Below are 17,613 nucleotides of genomic sequence, written 5' to 3' on the forward strand. Positions count from 1 at the left end.
CGAACTTCATGAAAAAAACCTGGATGACCTTATGCACCGTGGCTTGCTTGTCCTTGGCCGCTATTGGCTGCGGCTCACAGCCTGCCGCTCCGAGCGCGCCGGCCCAGCCGGCTCCTGCCGCTGCGGCTGACAAGCCTGCGGCCAAAGACCCGCGGATCGCGTCGATGTCGATCCATCTGACAAACCACCTGCTGGCGCTCGGCGTCAAGCCGGTCGGCTCCGTCATCGGCGGCGATGTGAAGGACTTCCTCCCGCATGTGAAGGACCGTCTGGACGGCGTGCAGAAGCTCGGCGTCGTCACCGATCCTGACATGGAGGCTGTGCTGGCGCTGAAGCCGGATACCGTTTATGTTGATGAAAAATATGCCGGAACCGATAAAGCGAAATACGAGAAAATCGCCAAAACCGAAGTGTTCAATCTGGATGACGGGACATGGCGGGACACGTTGAAGAAGGTCGCGAAGCTGCTGAACAAGGATGCCCAAGCCGAGACGTTCATCAAGGATTACGAAGCGCAGGCTGAGCGTGTGAAAAAGCAGATCACCGACCAGCTTGGCGCAGATGCCAAGGTCATGGCCATTCGCGTGACGGCCAAGGAGCTGCGGGTCATGGGGATGAAGCGTCCGATGGGTCCGATCATGTTCGACGATCTGAAGCTGACGCCAGCCAAAGGCGTGGAGAAAATCGACAAGGCGTATGAGGTAATTTCGCAGGAAGTGCTTCCTGACTTTGATGCAGATGCGATCTTTGTCGTCGTGAACAAGGACGGGGAAGCGGAGAAGGTGTTCAAGCAGCTGGAAGCGAACCCGCTCTGGCTCGGACTGAAGGCCGTCAAAAACAAGCATGTATATGTTGTAGAAGGCAATCCTTGGCTGGATTATTCCTCGCTCGGCCATAAGCTGGCGCTGGACAATGCGGAGAAGCTGTTTAAGAAATAAAGCCCGAGTTGGCGCAAAAGCCAAGCCCTGCCGCACCGAAGCTTGGTTGAAGCCGGAAACGTTGGCGCGGCGCCGGAACGAAGCTTATGTAAAAATTGAATGGAAGCGAAGCTTTATTATGTAAATGGATTGGATTAACAATAAGACAAGCCAAGTGAGGCGTGGTGGAAAACTCACCGTGTCCTCGCTTTTTTGCTGCTGGCTGGCATCATTTAGGCGAACTGCTGGCGTAGTGAATCATTCGATAGTGAAATGATCTCGAAAATAGATCGAATTCAACTAAAATGGTTATTTAAGTTATCAAGGAGGGGAAGCTTATAATAAGGTTAGGATTTACCATTTCATCTACAATGAAATCCGTCCATGCCTCATCACATAAACCAGACGGAGGGAAAGCAGCCATGTCATCAATCAATCCGCAAGCCTGGGACCCGTGGGCAGCGTACTATGGGCCTAATCTTGGTTACTTGCAAGAGCAATACGAAAAGTATTTGACCCATCCGGAATCCGTAGGCGCGGATTACCGCGAGCTGTTCGATCAATGGGGCGAGCCGCCCGTTTATTCTTCGGAAGCCGAATTTGCCGGGCAAGGGGTAGAGGCTGACGGCGCCGCTGCGGCCGCGCGTCCAGCCGCCCCTGCGGCAATGTCCGGCGAGCTGCTGCAAAAAGCGGTAGCCGCCGGCAAGCTGGTCTGGAACATCCGCACCTATGGGCATCTGGCGGCCAATATTGACCCGCTTGGCATCAGTGCGAAAGCTGATGTGCGGCTGCTGGAGCCGGACTATTACGGGATTACGCCTGCCGATCTTGCTTCGCTCCCGACAGAGCTTGTCTGGGACGGCCCTCATCCTGAGGTTAGCGACGGCTGGGCCGCTGTCCAGCTGCTGCGCAAGGCTTACACGGGGTCGATCGCTTATGAGTTCAGCCACGTGCATGACGAACAGGAGCGCAAGTGGCTGAATGAGCAAGCCGAATTTAAGCTGCCCCAGCTCAGGCTGGATGCCGAAGAACGGCAAGCGCTGCTGAAGCGGCTGCTGGAGGCGGAGCAGTTCGAGGATTTTCTGCACCGCACCTTTGTCGGACAAAAGCGGTTTTCTGTCGAAGGCACGGATGCGCTGGTGCCGCTGGTTGATGAAATTGTCCGCGAGCTCGCTTATGACGGCGCTACGGATATTTTGATGGGTATGGCTCATCGCGGCCGTCTGAACGTGCTGGCTCACGTGCTCGGCAAGCCGTACAGCAAAATTTTCTCCGAATTCCATCACTCGGTGAACCGCAATCTGATTCCGTCGGAAGGCTCGATGGGCATCAATTACGGCTGGACGGGCGATGTCAAATACCACCTCGGCGCAAACCGCTCGGTCAAATGGGGTGAAACGGTCGAGACGCGGCTGACGCTGGCGAATAACCCGAGCCATCTGGAGTTTGTGAATCCGGTCGTCGAAGGCTTCACCCGCGCCGCCCAGGATGACCGGCAGCAGCCGGGTTATCCGGTTCAGGATGTGGCGCGCGCCGCCGCCGTGCTGATGCATGGCGATGCCGCCTTCCCGGGCGAAGGAATCGTCGCCGAGACCTTGAACTTCAACCAGCTGACCGGCTACCGCAACGGCGGCACGATCCACATTATCGTCAACAACCGGCTTGGCTTTACGACGGAAAGCAAGGACTCACGCTCGACGCATTACGCCAGCGACCTGGCGAAGGGCTACGAAATTCCGATCGTGCATGTGAATGCGGATGATCCGGAAGCATGCGTGGCCGCGGCGCGGCTGGCGATTGAGTACCGGCATTTGTTCAAAAAGGACTTCCTGATTGACCTGATCGGCTACCGCCGCTACGGACATAATGAATCGGATGATCCGGAGACGACGCAGCCGCTCATTTACCGGAAAATCAGAAGCCATCCGACGGTCAGCACGCTGTATGCGGAAAAGCTGATCGCGCGAGGGCTGCTGACCGCGGAGCAGAAGGACGGCATCAAGCAGGAGGTGCAGGATAAGCTGCGCGAAGCTTACGACGAGGTCAAGCAGCGCGACGGCCAGGACACGATGGCTCCGCAGGCGAGCCAGGCCTTGAACGGGGAAGTACAGCGTCTCCGCACCGGCGTATCGCTGGATAAGCTGCGCGAGATCAACGCAGGGCTGCTGAGCTGGCCGGAGTCGTTCCATATGTATCCGAAGCTGAAAAAAATACTGGAGCGCCGGGCGAATGCATTAAATGAAGGCGAGAAGGTAGACTGGGGCCATGCGGAAACGCTCGCCTTCGCCTCCATCCTGGCGGACGGGAAGCCGATCCGGATCAGCGGGCAGGACGTGGAGCGGGCGACATTTGCTCACCGCAATCTGGTGCTGCATGATGTTGAAAACGGCGGGGTGTACAGCCCGCTGCACCAGCTTCCGCAAGCGAAGGCGTCGTTTGCCATTTACAACAGCCCGTTGTCCGAGGCGTCTGTGCTTGGTTTTGAATACGGCTATAATGTATACGCGCCGGAAACGCTTGTCATCTGGGAAGCGCAATACGGCGACTTCACGAATGCGGCGCAGGTTATCATCGACCAGTTTATTACGGCCGGCCGCTCGAAGTGGTCGCAGGCGTCCAGCCTCGTCATGCTGCTGCCGCACGGGTATGAGGGTCAAGGTCCGGAGCACTCCAGCGCCCGGCTGGAGCGGTTTTTGCAGCTGTCGGGCGAGGACAACTGGACGGTGGCGAACTTGACCAGCGCCGCGCAATATTTCCACCTGCTGCGCCGTCAGGCTGCTCTATCGGAGAGCGAACGCGCCCGTCCGCTTGTGCTGATGGCGCCCAAGAGCCTGATCCGCAATCCGCGCGTCGCGTCGGAGGGGATCGAGCTGAGCGAGGGCTCCTTCCGTCCGGTATTGGAGCAGCGGAATCGGGGAGACCGCCCGGAGCGCGTGGAGCGTATTATTTTGTGCACAGGCAAAATAGCCATTGATCTGGAGGAAGCGCTGGACAAGGAACACGAGAAAAGCTGGGATTGGCTGCATATGATTCGTACGGAGCAGCTTTACCCGTTCCCGGCTGACGAAATCCGCGCGATTTTGGCCCGCTATCCGAATGTAACGGAGCTGCTCTGGGTACAGGAGGAGCCGCGAAACATGGGGGCGTGGAGCTACATGGAGCCGCGCATCCGGGCGATCGCGCCTGTGACTGTCAGTAAGATCGACTACGTTGGCCGTCCGGAGCGCTCCAGCACCGCAAGCGGCTATCAAAATGTTCACAGCTACGAGCAGCAGCGCATTTTGTCGGTGGCGCTTAGCCAAAGCCAGCAAGTCATCACAACCATCGGGAGGTAACACAAGTGAGCGAAATCAAAGTACCGGAAATGGGCGAATCCATTACCGAAGGAACGATCTCCAGATGGCTTGTACAAGAAGGCCAGTCTGTTCGCCAGGGCGATCTGCTGCTGGAGCTGGAGACAGATAAAGTGAATATGGAAATCAGCGCCGAACAGGATGGCGTGCTGGATAAACGTTTGAAGCAGGAAGGCGACACCGTGCAGGTCGGGGAAGTGATCGGCACAATTCATGCAGGCGGCGGGGTCGGCGCAAGCGCAAATGCGCAGGCTGCTGCTGTAGCCAGGAGCAGCGCTGGTGCAAATGGGCAGCAGGCAGACGCTGTAGCCGGGAGCAGCGCTGGCGCAAATGAGCAGCAGGCAGCTTCGGCTGGAGCTGCCGCAGCGTTCGCAAGCGCAGCGGGCTCGGCGCCTGCCGCCGGCGGTGCAGGCACTGCTTCGGCTCCGGCAGCCGGGCCGACTGACGGCGTCGGCCAGCGTCCTGCTTCGCCGGGAGCCCGCAGGCTCGCCCGCGAGAAAGGGCTGGACGTCGGCCAGCTGTCCGCCAGCGATCCGATCGGCCGCGTGTACGAGGCCGATGTGCGCAGCGCGGCTGCCGGCGGTCAATCCGCCGCAGCGCCGCAAAGCGCTGCGCCGGCCGCACCGGCTGCAGGCGCAGCCCAGCCGGCGGTTACAGCGAGCCGCCAGCCAGCTGCCGCGGCTCAGACAAGCTCCGCGCAGCCGGGCAAGCCGGCGGAGCGCAAGCGCATGTCCCGCCGCCGCCTGACAATCGCGAAGCGGCTGGTCGAGGCGCAGCGCACGGCGGCGATGCTGACGACCTTTAACGAAGTGGACATGACGGCCATTCTGGACATTCGCAAGCGCCGCAAGCAATCGTTTCAAGAGAAAAACGATGTCGGACTTGGATTTATGTCCTTCTTCACAAAGGCCGTCGTCGGCGCGTTGAAAAAATTCCCGCTGCTGAACGCCGAAATTGAAGGCGACGATATTATCGTCAAGCAATACTACGATATCGGTATTGCGGTGTCGGCGAAGGAAGGGCTGGTCGTGCCGGTCGTCCGCAACGCGAATCATCTCGGCTTTGCCGAAATTGAGAAGAAAATTGTCGAGCTGGCCGGTAAAGCGCGTACCAACTCGCTTGATATTTCCGAGCTGCAGGGCGGCACCTTCACCATCACAAATGGCGGCGTCTTCGGCTCGCTGCTGTCCACGCCGATCCTGAATGCGCCGCAGGTCGGCATTCTCGGGATGCACAAAATCCAGCTGCGGCCGATCGCTATTGATGCGGAGCGGATGGAAAACCGCCCGATGATGTATATCGCGCTTTCATACGATCACCGGATCGTCGATGGCAGCGAGGCGGTCAGCTTCCTGGTCAAGGTGAAAGAGCTGCTGGAAGACCCGGAAACGCTGCTGCTTGAGGGCTGACGCCTAAAAATCAGCTCCGAACAGGATGGCGTGCTGGATAAACGTTGTAGCGGGGCGTTAGCAAGCTGTCGAATTTGGTCCTGATCAGTTTGGTTGGGAGGCAAAGTCCGGATTCGCAAGCTCATACGCCGTAGAGCGTGATCGTTCGTTGTTCTTGCCAATGCCACAACGCACTACGTCCCCCTTAACCCGCGTGCAGCTGGGTAAGGGGGCGTTTTTTTAATGAAAGGTTCCCGTTATGGAGTCATCATTGTCGATGAGTAATTTGGTCAGAACGACCACTTGTCCGGCATGATAGCTATAATGCTCGCAAACTTGGATCAGCATGGCTCCTAAAATCCTCGTATAGCTGGGCGTCGTGTCGTGGACGGAACGGACAAGCATGGTATTCCAATCCTCCAATGAATACTGGATGGTGATGGTTGCTGTGAGGTCGCTTTCCTTTATACCTTCAAGGATGCTTGAAGACTGTCGTCTTACGTCTTTGAGCCGTACTAGTAATTGCTCTCCGGTTATCCCGTTGCTTGTAGTAAATTCCTCTGACCTTGCCCGATTAAAAGGAGCCTTGCCAATGCCGCTCACAACATGCTGATATTCGTTTCCGGCCAAATGCAAGCATAAGTTGCCGATGCTGTTCATGTTTGGTTTAAACTTGTGCCATACTTGCTCATCGGACAAACGGTTTAAGCAGGTTTCGATCCGTGCTAACTGTTTGTTCATTTCATTTAGAATAATATGGTTCATTTCCATTCACATAACCTCCCATTATTCATTCATTCTGATTATACAACAGTTGAGCTGCTGAGAAGGGATGGATTCAGAAGCAAGCCACGCCGGAGCGCCGCTAACCTGCAAGCCTTCTGCCTGCGTTTCCTTTTCCCACCGACGCTTGCCTTGCCTCCAGCAACCCCATTGCTTTTCCCGTCACAGTATGCGATAATTCAAGATTCGAATCTTCATCCAAATTCAATACTGGAGGCTATACGCCGTGAGCCGATATCCTTTCGCCTACGATCATTCCAGGCCGTTCGTTCAACAAGCCGGGGAGTGGATTGCCGATGTGTTTTACGATACATTGCCCGAAGCGGGCTTTGAAGTGCGCGATGAGCAAATTTATATGGCGTTTCAGGTGGAGCGCGCTTTTGCCGATAAGCGGACTATTTTCGCGGAAGCGGGGGTAGGGACGGGCAAGACGCTCGTGTATCTGCTTTACGCTGTCTGTTACGCCCGCTATCACCGCAAGCCGGTGATCATCGCCTGTGCCGACGAGTCGCTGATTGAGCAGCTGGTGAAGCCGGAGGGCGATATCGCCAAGCTGTCCCGGCATCTGAATCTGGACATAGACGCGCGACTGGCAAAGTCGCCTGATCAATATACCTGTCTGAACAAGCTTGACGAGGCAAGGCTTGGTTACCAGGAAGCGCCGCTGTACCGCGACTTGTACGAAAGCTTGCCGGACTTCGTGCATATGCGCGAGGCGCTGCAGTCGTTTCATGCTTACGGCGACCGCAAGGATTACCCCCATCTGAACGATGAGCAGTGGAGCCGGATCAGCTGGGATGCATTCCAGGACTGCTTTGTATGCGACCAGCGGCATCGCTGCGGGCAGACGTTGTCGCGTGATCATTATCGGCGCTCGGCCGACCTGATTGTATGCTCGCACGACTTCTATATGGAGCATGTGTGGACGTATGAGGGCCGGAAGCGCGAAGGCCAGCTCCCGCTGCTGCCGGAGCATAGCGCTGTTGTGTTTGATGAGGGGCATCTGCTCGAATCGGCGGCGCAGAAGGCGCTGACCTACAAGCTCAAGCATGTCGTCTTCGAGGACCTGATTACCCGGCTGCTCAAGGGTGAGGTAAGGGAGTCGTTTGCGCTGCTGATCGAGGACGCGATTGCCCAGAGCGAGGCGATGTTTGATGTGATCGAACGTCAGTCCAGCCCGATTCCAGGCTCAGACCGCAAAGGAATTGCCGTTAACGGGCAACTGCTGGATGAGGTGAGCAAATTTCAGGCGCTGCTGACCAGCATCGAAGATGAGCTTGTATTCGAAAGCGAGCTGTTTACGCTGAATGATTACCAGCTGCGCATCGTCGAGGAGCATCTGGAAATGATGCAGAAGGCGCTTGGCTTGTTTAGCCAGACGGACGGGCTGATCTGCTGGGCGACGGACAGCGTGAACGGGCTGACGCTGGTCATGATGCCGCGCCTTGTGAAAGAGGTGCTGCGCGAGCGGGTATTCGGCCAGTCGATGCCGATTATATTTTCCTCCGCGACACTGTCGGTGGCGGGCTCCTTTGATTACATCGCGGACAGCCTTGGCACCAGTGATTATTTATCGTTTTCCGTCGATTCGCCTTATGACTATGCGGGACAGCTGGAGGTCGCTGCGCCGACCTGGGCGTACCGGGCTGCTTTCTCCGAGAAAATGAAAACAGCGATTTCGCTGCTGGCCCGGACAGGAGGCCGAGCTTTGCTGCTATTCCCGGGCAAGGATGAGCTGCAGCGGTTCAAGCATGAGATCGTCCATTACGCCGAATGCGCGCATCTGTGTTTTTTATTCGAAGGCGACCGTGAAATCAGCTCGCTGATCGCAGCCTTCCAGCAGGAGGAATGCAGTGTGCTGTGCGCCTCCAGCTTATGGGAGGGGCTGGACGTGCCGGGGCCATCTCTTTCCAATGTGATCGTCTGGTCGCTGCCCTTTCCTCCGCAGGACCCGGTGTTTGAGGCCCGGCGGCAGGCGGCGGCGCGTCCGTACGAGGAGGTCGATTTGCCGTACATGCTGCTGCGGCTGAAGCAGGGGATGGGCCGGCTGGTCCGCTCGCGCGAGGACCGGGGCATCGTGGCGATTTTCAGCGAGGAGCTGCATACGTCAGCTGCGCTGCGCGCGAGCATCGAAGGGCTGCTGCCGGAAGGAGTGAGGCTGAAGGGATGGGATGAGCTGGAGTTCGTGATGGCGGATGAACCCGCCGGTTTAAGGTAGGAGAGCAAGCAGAACCAACATCCACGTACGGCTAGAAGGTCATTCTGCAAAGGATGGCCTTTGGGTCTATAATACCTCTGCTCAGGATGGACGCACGGCCCCATGATGTGGGGCTATTGGGCCATGGAGGCTTGAGAAACAGCAAAAAACGTTAAAATACCAGCAATAATCGATATAACGGCAGAGAGAATCTATGTTATGATTCGTTTGAAAGCGCTGACAATATAAAAAGGGGAGTGTTCAAATGAACAGAAACATAAAGTCTACGATGCTGCTGCTGCTTGCGTCCGCCTTGACTGTAAGTCTAGGCGCATGCTCCAAAGGCAGTGCCGGGGAACCGAAATCGGGAGGCCAGCAAGCGGCAGCGCCGAAAGAGGTTGCTCTCGACTATGTGTGGTTTACGGACGGGATCGAAGGCAATGTAATGAAAGGAATCATCGCGGACTATCAAAAGGAAAATCCTCATGTGAAGATCAATTTGATTGAAGTCGCCTACAAAGATTTACAGACGAAGCTGAAAACGATGATTGCTGGCGGCAAACCGCCGGCGCTGGCGCGAATGACGGATACGGGAGCCTTCGCGAATCAGGCGCTTGATTTAACTCCTTATGTAGGCAATACGGACAGTTTTACCTCTCAATTTATGGACTCGATTAAGCCTTATTATTTGGTTGATAATAAAATTATCGCGGCCCCGATGGACGTTACGGCGAACGGGATCATTTACAACAAGACGTTGTTCCAGAAAGCGGGCGTACAGGTACCCTCTTCCCCCGACAACGTATGGACATGGGATGAATTTGTATCCTCTGTCAAGCAGGTCATGGAAAAAGGCGGCGCCAAATACGGCATGGTGTGGGATGTTTCGCCGCACAGATGGAGCACCCTGCTCTATCAATTTGGAGGCAGCATGATCAGCGCAGACGGGAAGAAAGCAGCCGTCAACAGTACAGAAGGCATTCAGGCTCTGGATTATTTCGTCAAGCTTCATAAAGACGGCATTATTCCGCAATCCGTATGGTTAGGCTCGGAGAATCCGAACAATCTATTCCGCTCCGGTACGGTAGCCGTCCATATGTCAGGCAACTGGATGCTTAGCAACTACAAGGACATTTCCAACTTCGAGTGGGGCGTTACTTATATGCCGAAGCAGAAGATCCGTTCGTCTGTGCCGGGCGGCAAATATGTCATGGCCTTCAAAGGCTCGGGCGTAGAAAAGGAAACTGCGGAATTTATCAAATACTTATCCTCCAAAGAAGTAAATGGTAAATTCAATCAGGAATCGTTATTTATCAGCCCTCGCAAGGATAGCGCGAAGCTGAATTACGCGTTCGGCAAAGAAATGTTCGAAGTATTCGCCAACGAATTGGCCAACACGTCTCCGCTCGCGGCCAATGACTGGTCCAGACAGGAAATCGTGCCGAAATTCTCCACCGACTTGAAAAATAATATCGTCGAGGCGATATCCGGCAAGGTAACGGCCAAAGACGCTTTGGATAAAACGGCCAAGCTCATCGACAAAGCCATCAGCGAGCAAGGTAAATAATCATAGTTCGTAAAGAAGCTAAGAGTCGCCCCAGAGGCGGCTCTTTTTCCTCATGTCAGGATGCGGACCCCGTAAAGCGTCTGAATAAGCAGTTTAGCAGAGGCCATGCTAAGCGGGATTAGGTTAGGAAATGAGGGAATAGTAGCAGGCGGAACTCCGGCTTTTCTACAGCAATATATGTTAAATGTTAAACAATTTTCATACTTATCAAAAGAAGCAACTATGATAGAATTTAACTAAAGCGTTTTCAAAAATGACATCAACCGCAAGACAAGATCATGCGAACGGGAGGGAGCCAACTATGGCTTATAATGCCCATTTTCCCACTAACAAGGCATTGAAGCTGGAGCGCATATACATTCGACATCAGGTTTCAGAATGGCAGAACAGTTGGCCGCTTCACACACATGATGGGTTTGAGATTTATTTTTTTCTTCAGGGCAACGCCCATCTCATTATCGGCAATGAAGTTTATCAGCTTCAGCCTGGCGATATGTTGCTGTTTAGCGGAGATGTGCTGCACCGTCCAAATCCTTCGAAGGACTTCCCGTATATTAGGAGTTATATCAACTTTACGGCTGACTACATTCAGGAATTGGCTGGAGAAGATTTGCAGGCGAAGCTGCTCGATTTGTTCGCTAATCCGAACGGCTTGCTGCTGCGGTGGGATGAGAAAAGCAAGGAGGAGTTGGACAGCCACTTTCTCACGATGTTTCGAGAGAGAGAGAAGGAGGCGATTGGACACGAATTTATGATACAAAGCCTGATGGTTCAACTTCTGCTTAAAATTTACCGTAAATCCAAGGATGTCTATTCGCTGCTGACCTCTCCGGCTCAATCGCAAAAGGAGACGAATGTCCGACGGATATTGATGTATCTGAACGGGCATTACAAAAGCTCGGTCACTCTGGAAGAGCTGTCAAGCTACATGCATTTGAACAAATACTATATGTGCCACTGCTTCAAGGAGATTACAGGCATCTCCATCAACAACTATATTACGCGCAAACGGATTGATGAGGCGAAGAAGCTGCTGCGGCTGTCGGACGAGCCCGTCGGCATTATGTCGGAGTATCTTGGGTTCAGCAGTCCGATACACTTCAGCCGCATGTTTAAGCAATACGCGGGGGTTTCTCCGCAGACATATCGCAAGACCCATCAGTAAACACGTTATGAATGCAAGTATAGCCCCAAGCTGGACTATGCGTTCGGCAAAGCGTCATCGAACGAGGCCTTGGGTTAAGTCATATTCTATGGAAGGAGAGGAAACGGTGTCTCAAGCAGGGGTCAATCAAGGGAGCAAGCCGCAGTCCTCATGGAAGAAGGAAAAGTGGGCGCGGATGCTCGCGCCGTATTTGTTTATATTGCCCAACTTCGTCATTTTTTCAACGTTTATTGTGATTCCCGCCATCGTCGGGTTCATCTATTCCTTTCACGACTACGATGGTCTGAATGAAATGAAATTTCTCGGCTTTGCCAATTACGCCGAGGTGCTTGGCAACAGCGAATTTTGGGCCTCGCTTGGCCGCACGGGACTTTATGCAGCCGTTGTTGTACCTGGCATTTACGTTGCGGCTCTCGGCATCGCTTTGCTGTTGATCCGTGATGTGAGGATGAAGGGACTGTTCCGGGCAAGCATCTATTGGCCGACGATGATCTCGTACATTATTGTCGGCTTGACGTGGAAGTGGATCTTCGGAGATTCGTTCGGCATTTTGAATTATATGCTGACCGCGGCAGGGCTTGAGCCGATAGGTTGGCTGACCGATCCGTTCTATGCCAATCTGTCTGTCGTCATTGCAACCTTATGGTCCAGAGTCGGTTTTTTCATGGTTATTTTTATCGCCGGACTGCAATCGATTTCCGTCGATCTGTACGAGGCATCCAATCTGGACGGCGCGTCCCGCTGGAGGACATTCTGGGATATTACGCTTCCGATGCTCAAGCCGACGAGCGTTCTTGTCCTGATGGTGGCGCTCATCGACGCCTTCAAGGCGTACCCGCTTATGTATGCTCTGACTGGCGGCGGTCCCGGCAAGGAGACCACGTATATCGTACAGTATATTTATGAAACCGGTTTTGCCAAGCAAGAGCTTGGCATGGCCAGCGCCATGTCTGTCCTTCTGTTTGTCATTGTCGGGTTGTTCTCGGCCCTGCAGTTCCGTCTTTCTAAAGGAGGGGAAAATTGATGAGAAAAGCGAAACTGGGCACCTACGTCCTCCTGATGGCGCTGGCCCTGACCTGGATTTTCCCTGTCCTGTGGACCGTATTGTCGTCCTTTAAGACGAAGGAGGAGCTGTACAGCTGGCCGCCTGTCATCTTGCCTGCGAACTGGTCGCTTGAGCATTTCATCGCCGCGTTCGACAAAGGGCATTTTGGAACGTATTTCCTCAACAGCACCGTAGTTACGGTTACGTCCACCTTACTGCTGCTTCTGGTCAACACGATGGCCGGATTTGCCTTGGCGAAATATCGCTTTAAGGGCGATACGATTCTACTGGTCGGCTTCATCTCCACGTTAATGATTCCGCTAGAAGTAATCATGATTCCGATCTTTAAAGTGATCTCTACGCTGGGGCTGTACAACAACCTGCTTGGCATCATTATTCCTCCAGCGGCTACGCCGACCGGCGTGTTTCTGGTGCGCCAGTACTTGCTGTCTGTGCCGGACGAGCTGCTGGAAGCGGCGCGAATGGACGGAGCGGGCGAATGGAAAATTTTTTGGCGGATCATCCTGCCCATTGCGAAGCCCATCATCTCTGTTCTCGCGATTTTCTCGTTCATGTGGCGCTGGGACGATTTCCTGTGGCCGCTTATCGTGATTAGCGATCCTTCCAAATACACAATTCAGCTGGCGCTATCCAATTTTATCGGGGAGTACAATGTAGATTGGGGAAGCTTGCTGGCCATGTCCACGATTACGATGATACCAGTATTGGTGGTATTCCTGATCTTCCAGCGCCAATTTATACAAGGGATTGCCACATCAGGCATGAAAGGATGACGACAAGATGACAAACAGCTATTTAACCTATTCTCCCCTGCATCTGCAGCATCGTGTTATAAACCGCTGGCTGCTTAGCGGGATTTTAACCCGGAATGTGCGCTTTGAGCCGATGACAATGGAAGGAGACATCAATGATTGGCTGATCAAGGGCTTCTCCATTCATGAAAATCCGTGTCGCAAGGAATTTGTGCAGGAGCGCCGCTCTGCCGTTCCCCAACTTCCATTCACTGCTCCTCCGGCTCCAGGAGACCGGGTATCGTTAGGGGATTCAGAAGTGGGCTGGGATGTCTATTTCCCATGGGGGAACTCCCGCGTGGAAGAATCTGGATTTTATTATGTGCCTACCCATATGCTGAGATATGCTTACACGGCTATTGTCAGTCCGGCCGCGCATAAAGCTGTGTTTAACTTGAAGACCTGCGGCGGGGCAGCGTTATGGGTGAATGGTCGCCTCGTATGTGATTTCACGCCGTTTACCAGAAATATTGAACAACAGACACAGGTGGATGTTGAACTGCGGGAGGGGGTCAATGAGTTTTTCGTCTGTCACGAGGATCTGGCCGAGCGCGATACGCTTTATCACTTTACGCTGGAATACACAGGTCACGCAGCGATAGCCATTCGGCTGCCCCTGTCGGACTCCGAAGCTGCCGAGACGGTATCAGGCATGGAGCAAGCTCTGGAGCGGGCTTATTTTCCGAAGGACAGTGTAACGGACGAAGAGCTGCAGATCCTGTTCGAGGAGCCTTTTGATCGCAGCATCGGGTTTGTTGTGAACTATAGCAGCTTTTTCGATGGTCAATATTCGATGAAGCTGGAGCTTGAACAGGGACAGCAAGGATTGGTGCTGGGGCACACCGACGATTATGGGGTGGACTATAAGTACTTCGAGCTGGTGGTACAGGTGGATAAGGTCTCGATCCGCAAGCGGTTCGGACTGGAGCTGTACAATACTCGCTTCCAGCCTGGCGACAGCAAGGCCATGACAGTGGATGAGCGCAAGCGGGTGGCGCTGGAATGTGTAGCGGCACTGGGAATTCCGAATATTCATACGGCCATTGCCAAGCTGAAAACCGGTGGCGACCCCGCGACGACGCGAGACATGATTTTGGCAGGGCTCATCGGTATCAGGGAGAGAAGAGACTGCGCCGACTTTTACTTGATTGCCTTGTTCCGTTTTTGGCGGGATTATCGCGATAGCGGTCTGTTTGAGGAAGACTTCTGGGCGCAGATTCAGGAAACGGTCCTCGGCTTCCGGTATTGGATCGATGAGCCGGGCGACGATGTGATGTGGTTTTTCAGCGAAAATCATGCGTTGCTGTTCCACAGCTGCCAGCTGTTAGCGGGCCAGCTGTTCCCTGAGGAGAAATTCGGCAACAGCGGCGAAACCGGAGCGCAGAGGCAGGCTAAGGCCGAGCAGCAATTGATGGGCTGGTTTGAACGCTTCTTCGCTGAAGGGTTGGCCGAATGGAACTCCAGCGCTTATATCCCGATTGATTTCCTGGGGCTGATTCAGCTGTATGATCTGGCCGAGCTGCCGGCATTGCGGGAGCAGGCCAGACAGGCGATGGATCTCCTGTATGCGTACATGGCCGCCGAGGCGCATGGCGGATACTTGACCTCGACGTTTGGACGCAGCTATGAGAAAGAGCTGATCGGCAATCATGCGGCTGGGACGACCTCGCTGATCTGGGTCGGTTATGGGGCGGGCAATGTGAACAGCGCCAGCTTTAATGTGTCGCTGTACTTGTCGGAATATACGCCTCCTGAGAATTTGGCGGAGCTGCTGGAGCTGAATTCCGGGGAGGAGCTGGAGTTTTCGCTGGAGCAAGGCAAAGACGGCTATGCCAAGCTCATTCATTATCGGACCAACTCCTTCGTCATGTCGAGCATCTCTGACTTCCGGCCGGGTTTGAAGGGGTACCAGGAGCATGTGCTGCATCTGGCCTTTTCTCCCGAAGCCCAGGTGTGGGTGAATCACCCCGGGGAGATTTACGCTCACGGTGCAGGACGGCCTTGCTTCTGGGCAGGAAACGGCTGCTTGCCGAAGGTCGGGCAATACAAGGGACTGGGCCTCCTGCTGTTTGATATTGACCCGAATCACGACGCCGGTTATACGCATGCTTACTTTCCGACCTATGCGTTCGATCGCGTTGTAAGCCGGGGCTCCTGGTTTTTCGGCGAAAGGGACGGCGCTTATACGGCCATTTATGCGGCGAACGGACTCGCCCTTACGCCGACAGGCATAAACCGGGGGCGCGAGCTGGTTTCGATGGGACGGCGCAATATTTGGCTGGTCCGAGCAGCCGATCGCAAGGAATGCGGAACCTTCGAGCAGTTTATCGACAACGTGCTGAGGATGCCGCTGGAGGTGAAGACGGAATCTCTGCAGGTGAGAGCGGTCGATTACGCCTTCGGCGACATTAGCTTTGGCTGGCAGGAGCCCGTTATCGTGAACGGAGAGACTGTACAAATCAAGGACTGCGGAGTAAACGGCCGTTTGGTACGACAAGGAAGGGTGGCTGCTTGCAAGTGAGACGGGAGACAATGCTAAGTGCGATCAGTAGTGTATCCAATGCGATGAAATCGATGAAAAATGAAGGCATGGACGAAATTTATCCGATTGGGCTTATTGATATTCATCTATGGGAGTGGCCTCAAGGCGTCGGTCTGTACGGCATGTATCAGTATTACGAGGAGACGAAGGATGCGGCTACGCTTCAGTTTCTGCGGGATTGGTTTGACGCTCGCATTCGGGAAGGACTGCCGGAAAAAAACGTCAATACCTGCTCTCCACTGCTGACGCTGATAGCCCTGTGCGAGTTGACGGGTGACGAGGCTTACATGAAGGTATGCGAGGAATGGAGCCATTGGATCATGGACGGTGAGCTCGGATTGATCAGGACAGGAGATCAGGCTTTCCAGCATATGATTACAGGCGACCCGAATGAAGGACAAATTTTGATTGATACTTTATTTATGACCGTTCTCTTCCTGGCGAAGGCGGGGGTATTTTTTCAGCATCCCGAATATGTTGAGGAAGCGAAGAAGCAATTTCTTATTCATATTAAATATCTGTATGATCGCTCCTCCGGATTGTTCTTTCACGGATGGGATTTCAACGGAAGGCATAACTACGGGGCAGTCCGCTGGGGGCGGGGCAACGGCTGGTATACCTGCGGAATCGTAGATTTTCTGGATATGGTGGGGCTGGAGGACGGGATCAAGCAGTATTTGCTCGATACGATGCGCAGTCAGGTCGCAGCGCTGGCCATGCTTCAAGCGGAGAATGGCATGTGGAGGACTGTCTTGGACGATCCGCTCTCTTACGAAGAAACGTCGTGCACGGCCGCTTTCGGCTATGGCATATTGAAGGCGGTGCGCAAGGGCTACTTGCCTATAGGGTATAGGCTTATCGGAGAAAAAGCGCTGCAGGCGGTTTTGGAGCGGATTGATGCAAGCGGTGTGGTGCAGGAGGTTTCCTACGGGACGCCTGTTGGTCCTGACGAGCAATTTTACAAAGACATTCCGATCTCTCCGATGACTTACGGCCAGGCGTTAGCGCTTCTGATTTTGATGGAAGGTTTGCGCAACTCCAGCTATTCAACGAACTGAAAATGGATAAGGCGGGCGTCGTTCCATGCTTCCGGAATGGCGCCCTTCCATATTACGCCAAGTAAACTTGAGCAAGCACCAGAACCACTTATCTACAGAAGAGGTGTACAACTCGATATAGAGCGCGCACGCGGCGGTAGTCCAGGACATGATGTTCTCGTCCTTGGCTGCCGCTGCTGTAGTTTCCAAAAAAGTTTCATGATTTTTCCGGGCATCCTATAAGGAAAGGATGAAGAATTTCAATGATTTTGTCCGAACTATGGCTATAATGTGAAAAAAGTTTGAACAAAACGGATGGTTTTATGATATACTATAGATAAGAAAGCACTTTCAGCATGATTGGAGTGATTAGCATGACGACAAAAACAATCTCGGCTAACAATAGGAATGAAATCAGACGTGATGTAGGTCGTCTGGTCACGATGATGACGGCTGCGGCATGGGTGTTCCTTGGATTCGGTTTGCTGCTCAGCCTGCTCAATCTGCATCATTTCAGCGACAAAAATCCGTCGTTGATGATCGGGATCGGCTTTATGGTCGGCAGCGTGTTCGTTTACGTGATTCGTACAGCTATTCATCTGGTCAATTCCCGCGCAGCGTCAGTCGAGGAATAACCTGGATGCCCAAGAAGAAAGCTTCCTGCTGAACTGAGGTTCGGCGGAAGCTTTTTGCTGTTTTTTCATACCTTTTGCGATTGGTCAATGTCGAATCGGTGACATTTGTTTTACGGGAAGATGGCGAATGCATGACTTATTTGTTAACCCTATTCACAAACGGCGGAATTTT

At 53.9% G+C, this 17,613-nt stretch carries 12 protein-coding genes; 11 read left to right on the forward strand and 1 reads right to left on the reverse strand.

Annotated features, from left to right (window positions below; translation table 11 throughout):
• Positions 1 to 8: 8 nt before the first annotated feature.
• From AC6ROY_RS16150 to odhB, 3 genes are all read left to right on the forward strand, one after another.
• Positions 9 to 938 carry an ABC transporter substrate-binding protein gene (locus tag AC6ROY_RS16150; protein WP_500101600.1) on the forward strand — a complete coding sequence of 310 codons (930 nt, stop codon included), beginning with the start codon at positions 9 to 11 and terminating at the stop codon, positions 936 to 938.
• A 401-nt stretch (positions 939 to 1,339) separates the two neighbouring features.
• Entirely contained in the window at positions 1,340 to 4,252 is a 2,913-nt protein-coding gene (locus tag AC6ROY_RS16155; RefSeq protein WP_500101601.1) for a 2-oxoglutarate dehydrogenase E1 component, read from the forward strand.
• Between the two features lie 5 nt (positions 4,253 to 4,257).
• Positions 4,258 to 5,679: a 2-oxoglutarate dehydrogenase complex dihydrolipoyllysine-residue succinyltransferase gene (gene odhB / locus AC6ROY_RS16160; RefSeq protein WP_500101602.1), complete on the forward strand. Its 1,422-nt coding sequence runs from the start codon at positions 4,258 to 4,260 to the stop codon at positions 5,677 to 5,679.
• A gap of 219 nt (positions 5,680 to 5,898) precedes the next feature.
• Here the strand turns inward: odhB and AC6ROY_RS16165 are convergent, their stop codons facing one another.
• On the reverse strand, positions 5,899 to 6,429 hold the full coding sequence (locus tag AC6ROY_RS16165; protein ID WP_500101603.1) for a DinB family protein: 531 nt from the start codon (positions 6,427 to 6,429) through the stop codon (positions 5,899 to 5,901).
• A 238-nt stretch (positions 6,430 to 6,667) separates the two neighbouring features.
• Between AC6ROY_RS16165 and AC6ROY_RS16170 the strand changes: the two genes are divergently transcribed.
• From AC6ROY_RS16170 to AC6ROY_RS16205, 8 genes are all read left to right on the forward strand, one after another.
• A complete protein-coding gene (locus AC6ROY_RS16170) occupies positions 6,668 to 8,659 on the forward strand; it encodes an ATP-dependent DNA helicase (RefSeq protein ID WP_500101604.1) in 1,992 nt (663 codons plus the stop codon).
• Between the two features lie 244 nt (positions 8,660 to 8,903).
• Entirely contained in the window at positions 8,904 to 10,205 is a 1,302-nt protein-coding gene (locus AC6ROY_RS16175; protein WP_500101605.1) for an ABC transporter substrate-binding protein, read from the forward strand.
• 301 nt (positions 10,206 to 10,506) lie between these two features.
• Positions 10,507 to 11,370 carry an AraC family transcriptional regulator gene (locus AC6ROY_RS16180; RefSeq protein ID WP_500101606.1) on the forward strand — a complete coding sequence of 288 codons (864 nt, stop codon included), beginning with the start codon at positions 10,507 to 10,509 and terminating at the stop codon, positions 11,368 to 11,370.
• A 175-nt stretch (positions 11,371 to 11,545) separates the two neighbouring features.
• On the forward strand, positions 11,546 to 12,394 hold the full coding sequence (locus tag AC6ROY_RS16185; protein WP_500101693.1) for a carbohydrate ABC transporter permease: 849 nt from the start codon (positions 11,546 to 11,548) through the stop codon (positions 12,392 to 12,394).
• Positions 12,394 to 13,209: a carbohydrate ABC transporter permease gene (locus AC6ROY_RS16190; protein WP_500101607.1), complete on the forward strand. Its 816-nt coding sequence runs from the start codon at positions 12,394 to 12,396 to the stop codon at positions 13,207 to 13,209. The genes AC6ROY_RS16185 and AC6ROY_RS16190 overlap by 1 nt, the downstream gene beginning before the upstream one ends.
• Positions 13,210 to 13,216: 7 nt before the next feature.
• Positions 13,217 to 15,748 (forward strand): hypothetical protein, encoded by a 2,532-nt coding sequence (locus tag AC6ROY_RS16195; protein WP_500101608.1) that lies wholly within the window; start codon positions 13,217 to 13,219, stop codon positions 15,746 to 15,748.
• Positions 15,745 to 16,827 (forward strand): beta-galactosidase BglB, encoded by a 1,083-nt coding sequence (bglB, locus tag AC6ROY_RS16200; protein ID WP_500101609.1) that lies wholly within the window; start codon positions 15,745 to 15,747, stop codon positions 16,825 to 16,827. Before AC6ROY_RS16195 ends, bglB begins: the two co-directional genes overlap by 4 nt.
• Before the next feature lie 353 nt (positions 16,828 to 17,180).
• Entirely contained in the window at positions 17,181 to 17,441 is a 261-nt protein-coding gene (locus AC6ROY_RS16205; protein ID WP_500101610.1) for a hypothetical protein, read from the forward strand.
• Positions 17,442 to 17,613 lie beyond the last annotated feature (172 nt).

It is taken from the genome of Paenibacillus sp. sg306046, from assembly GCF_059821225.1.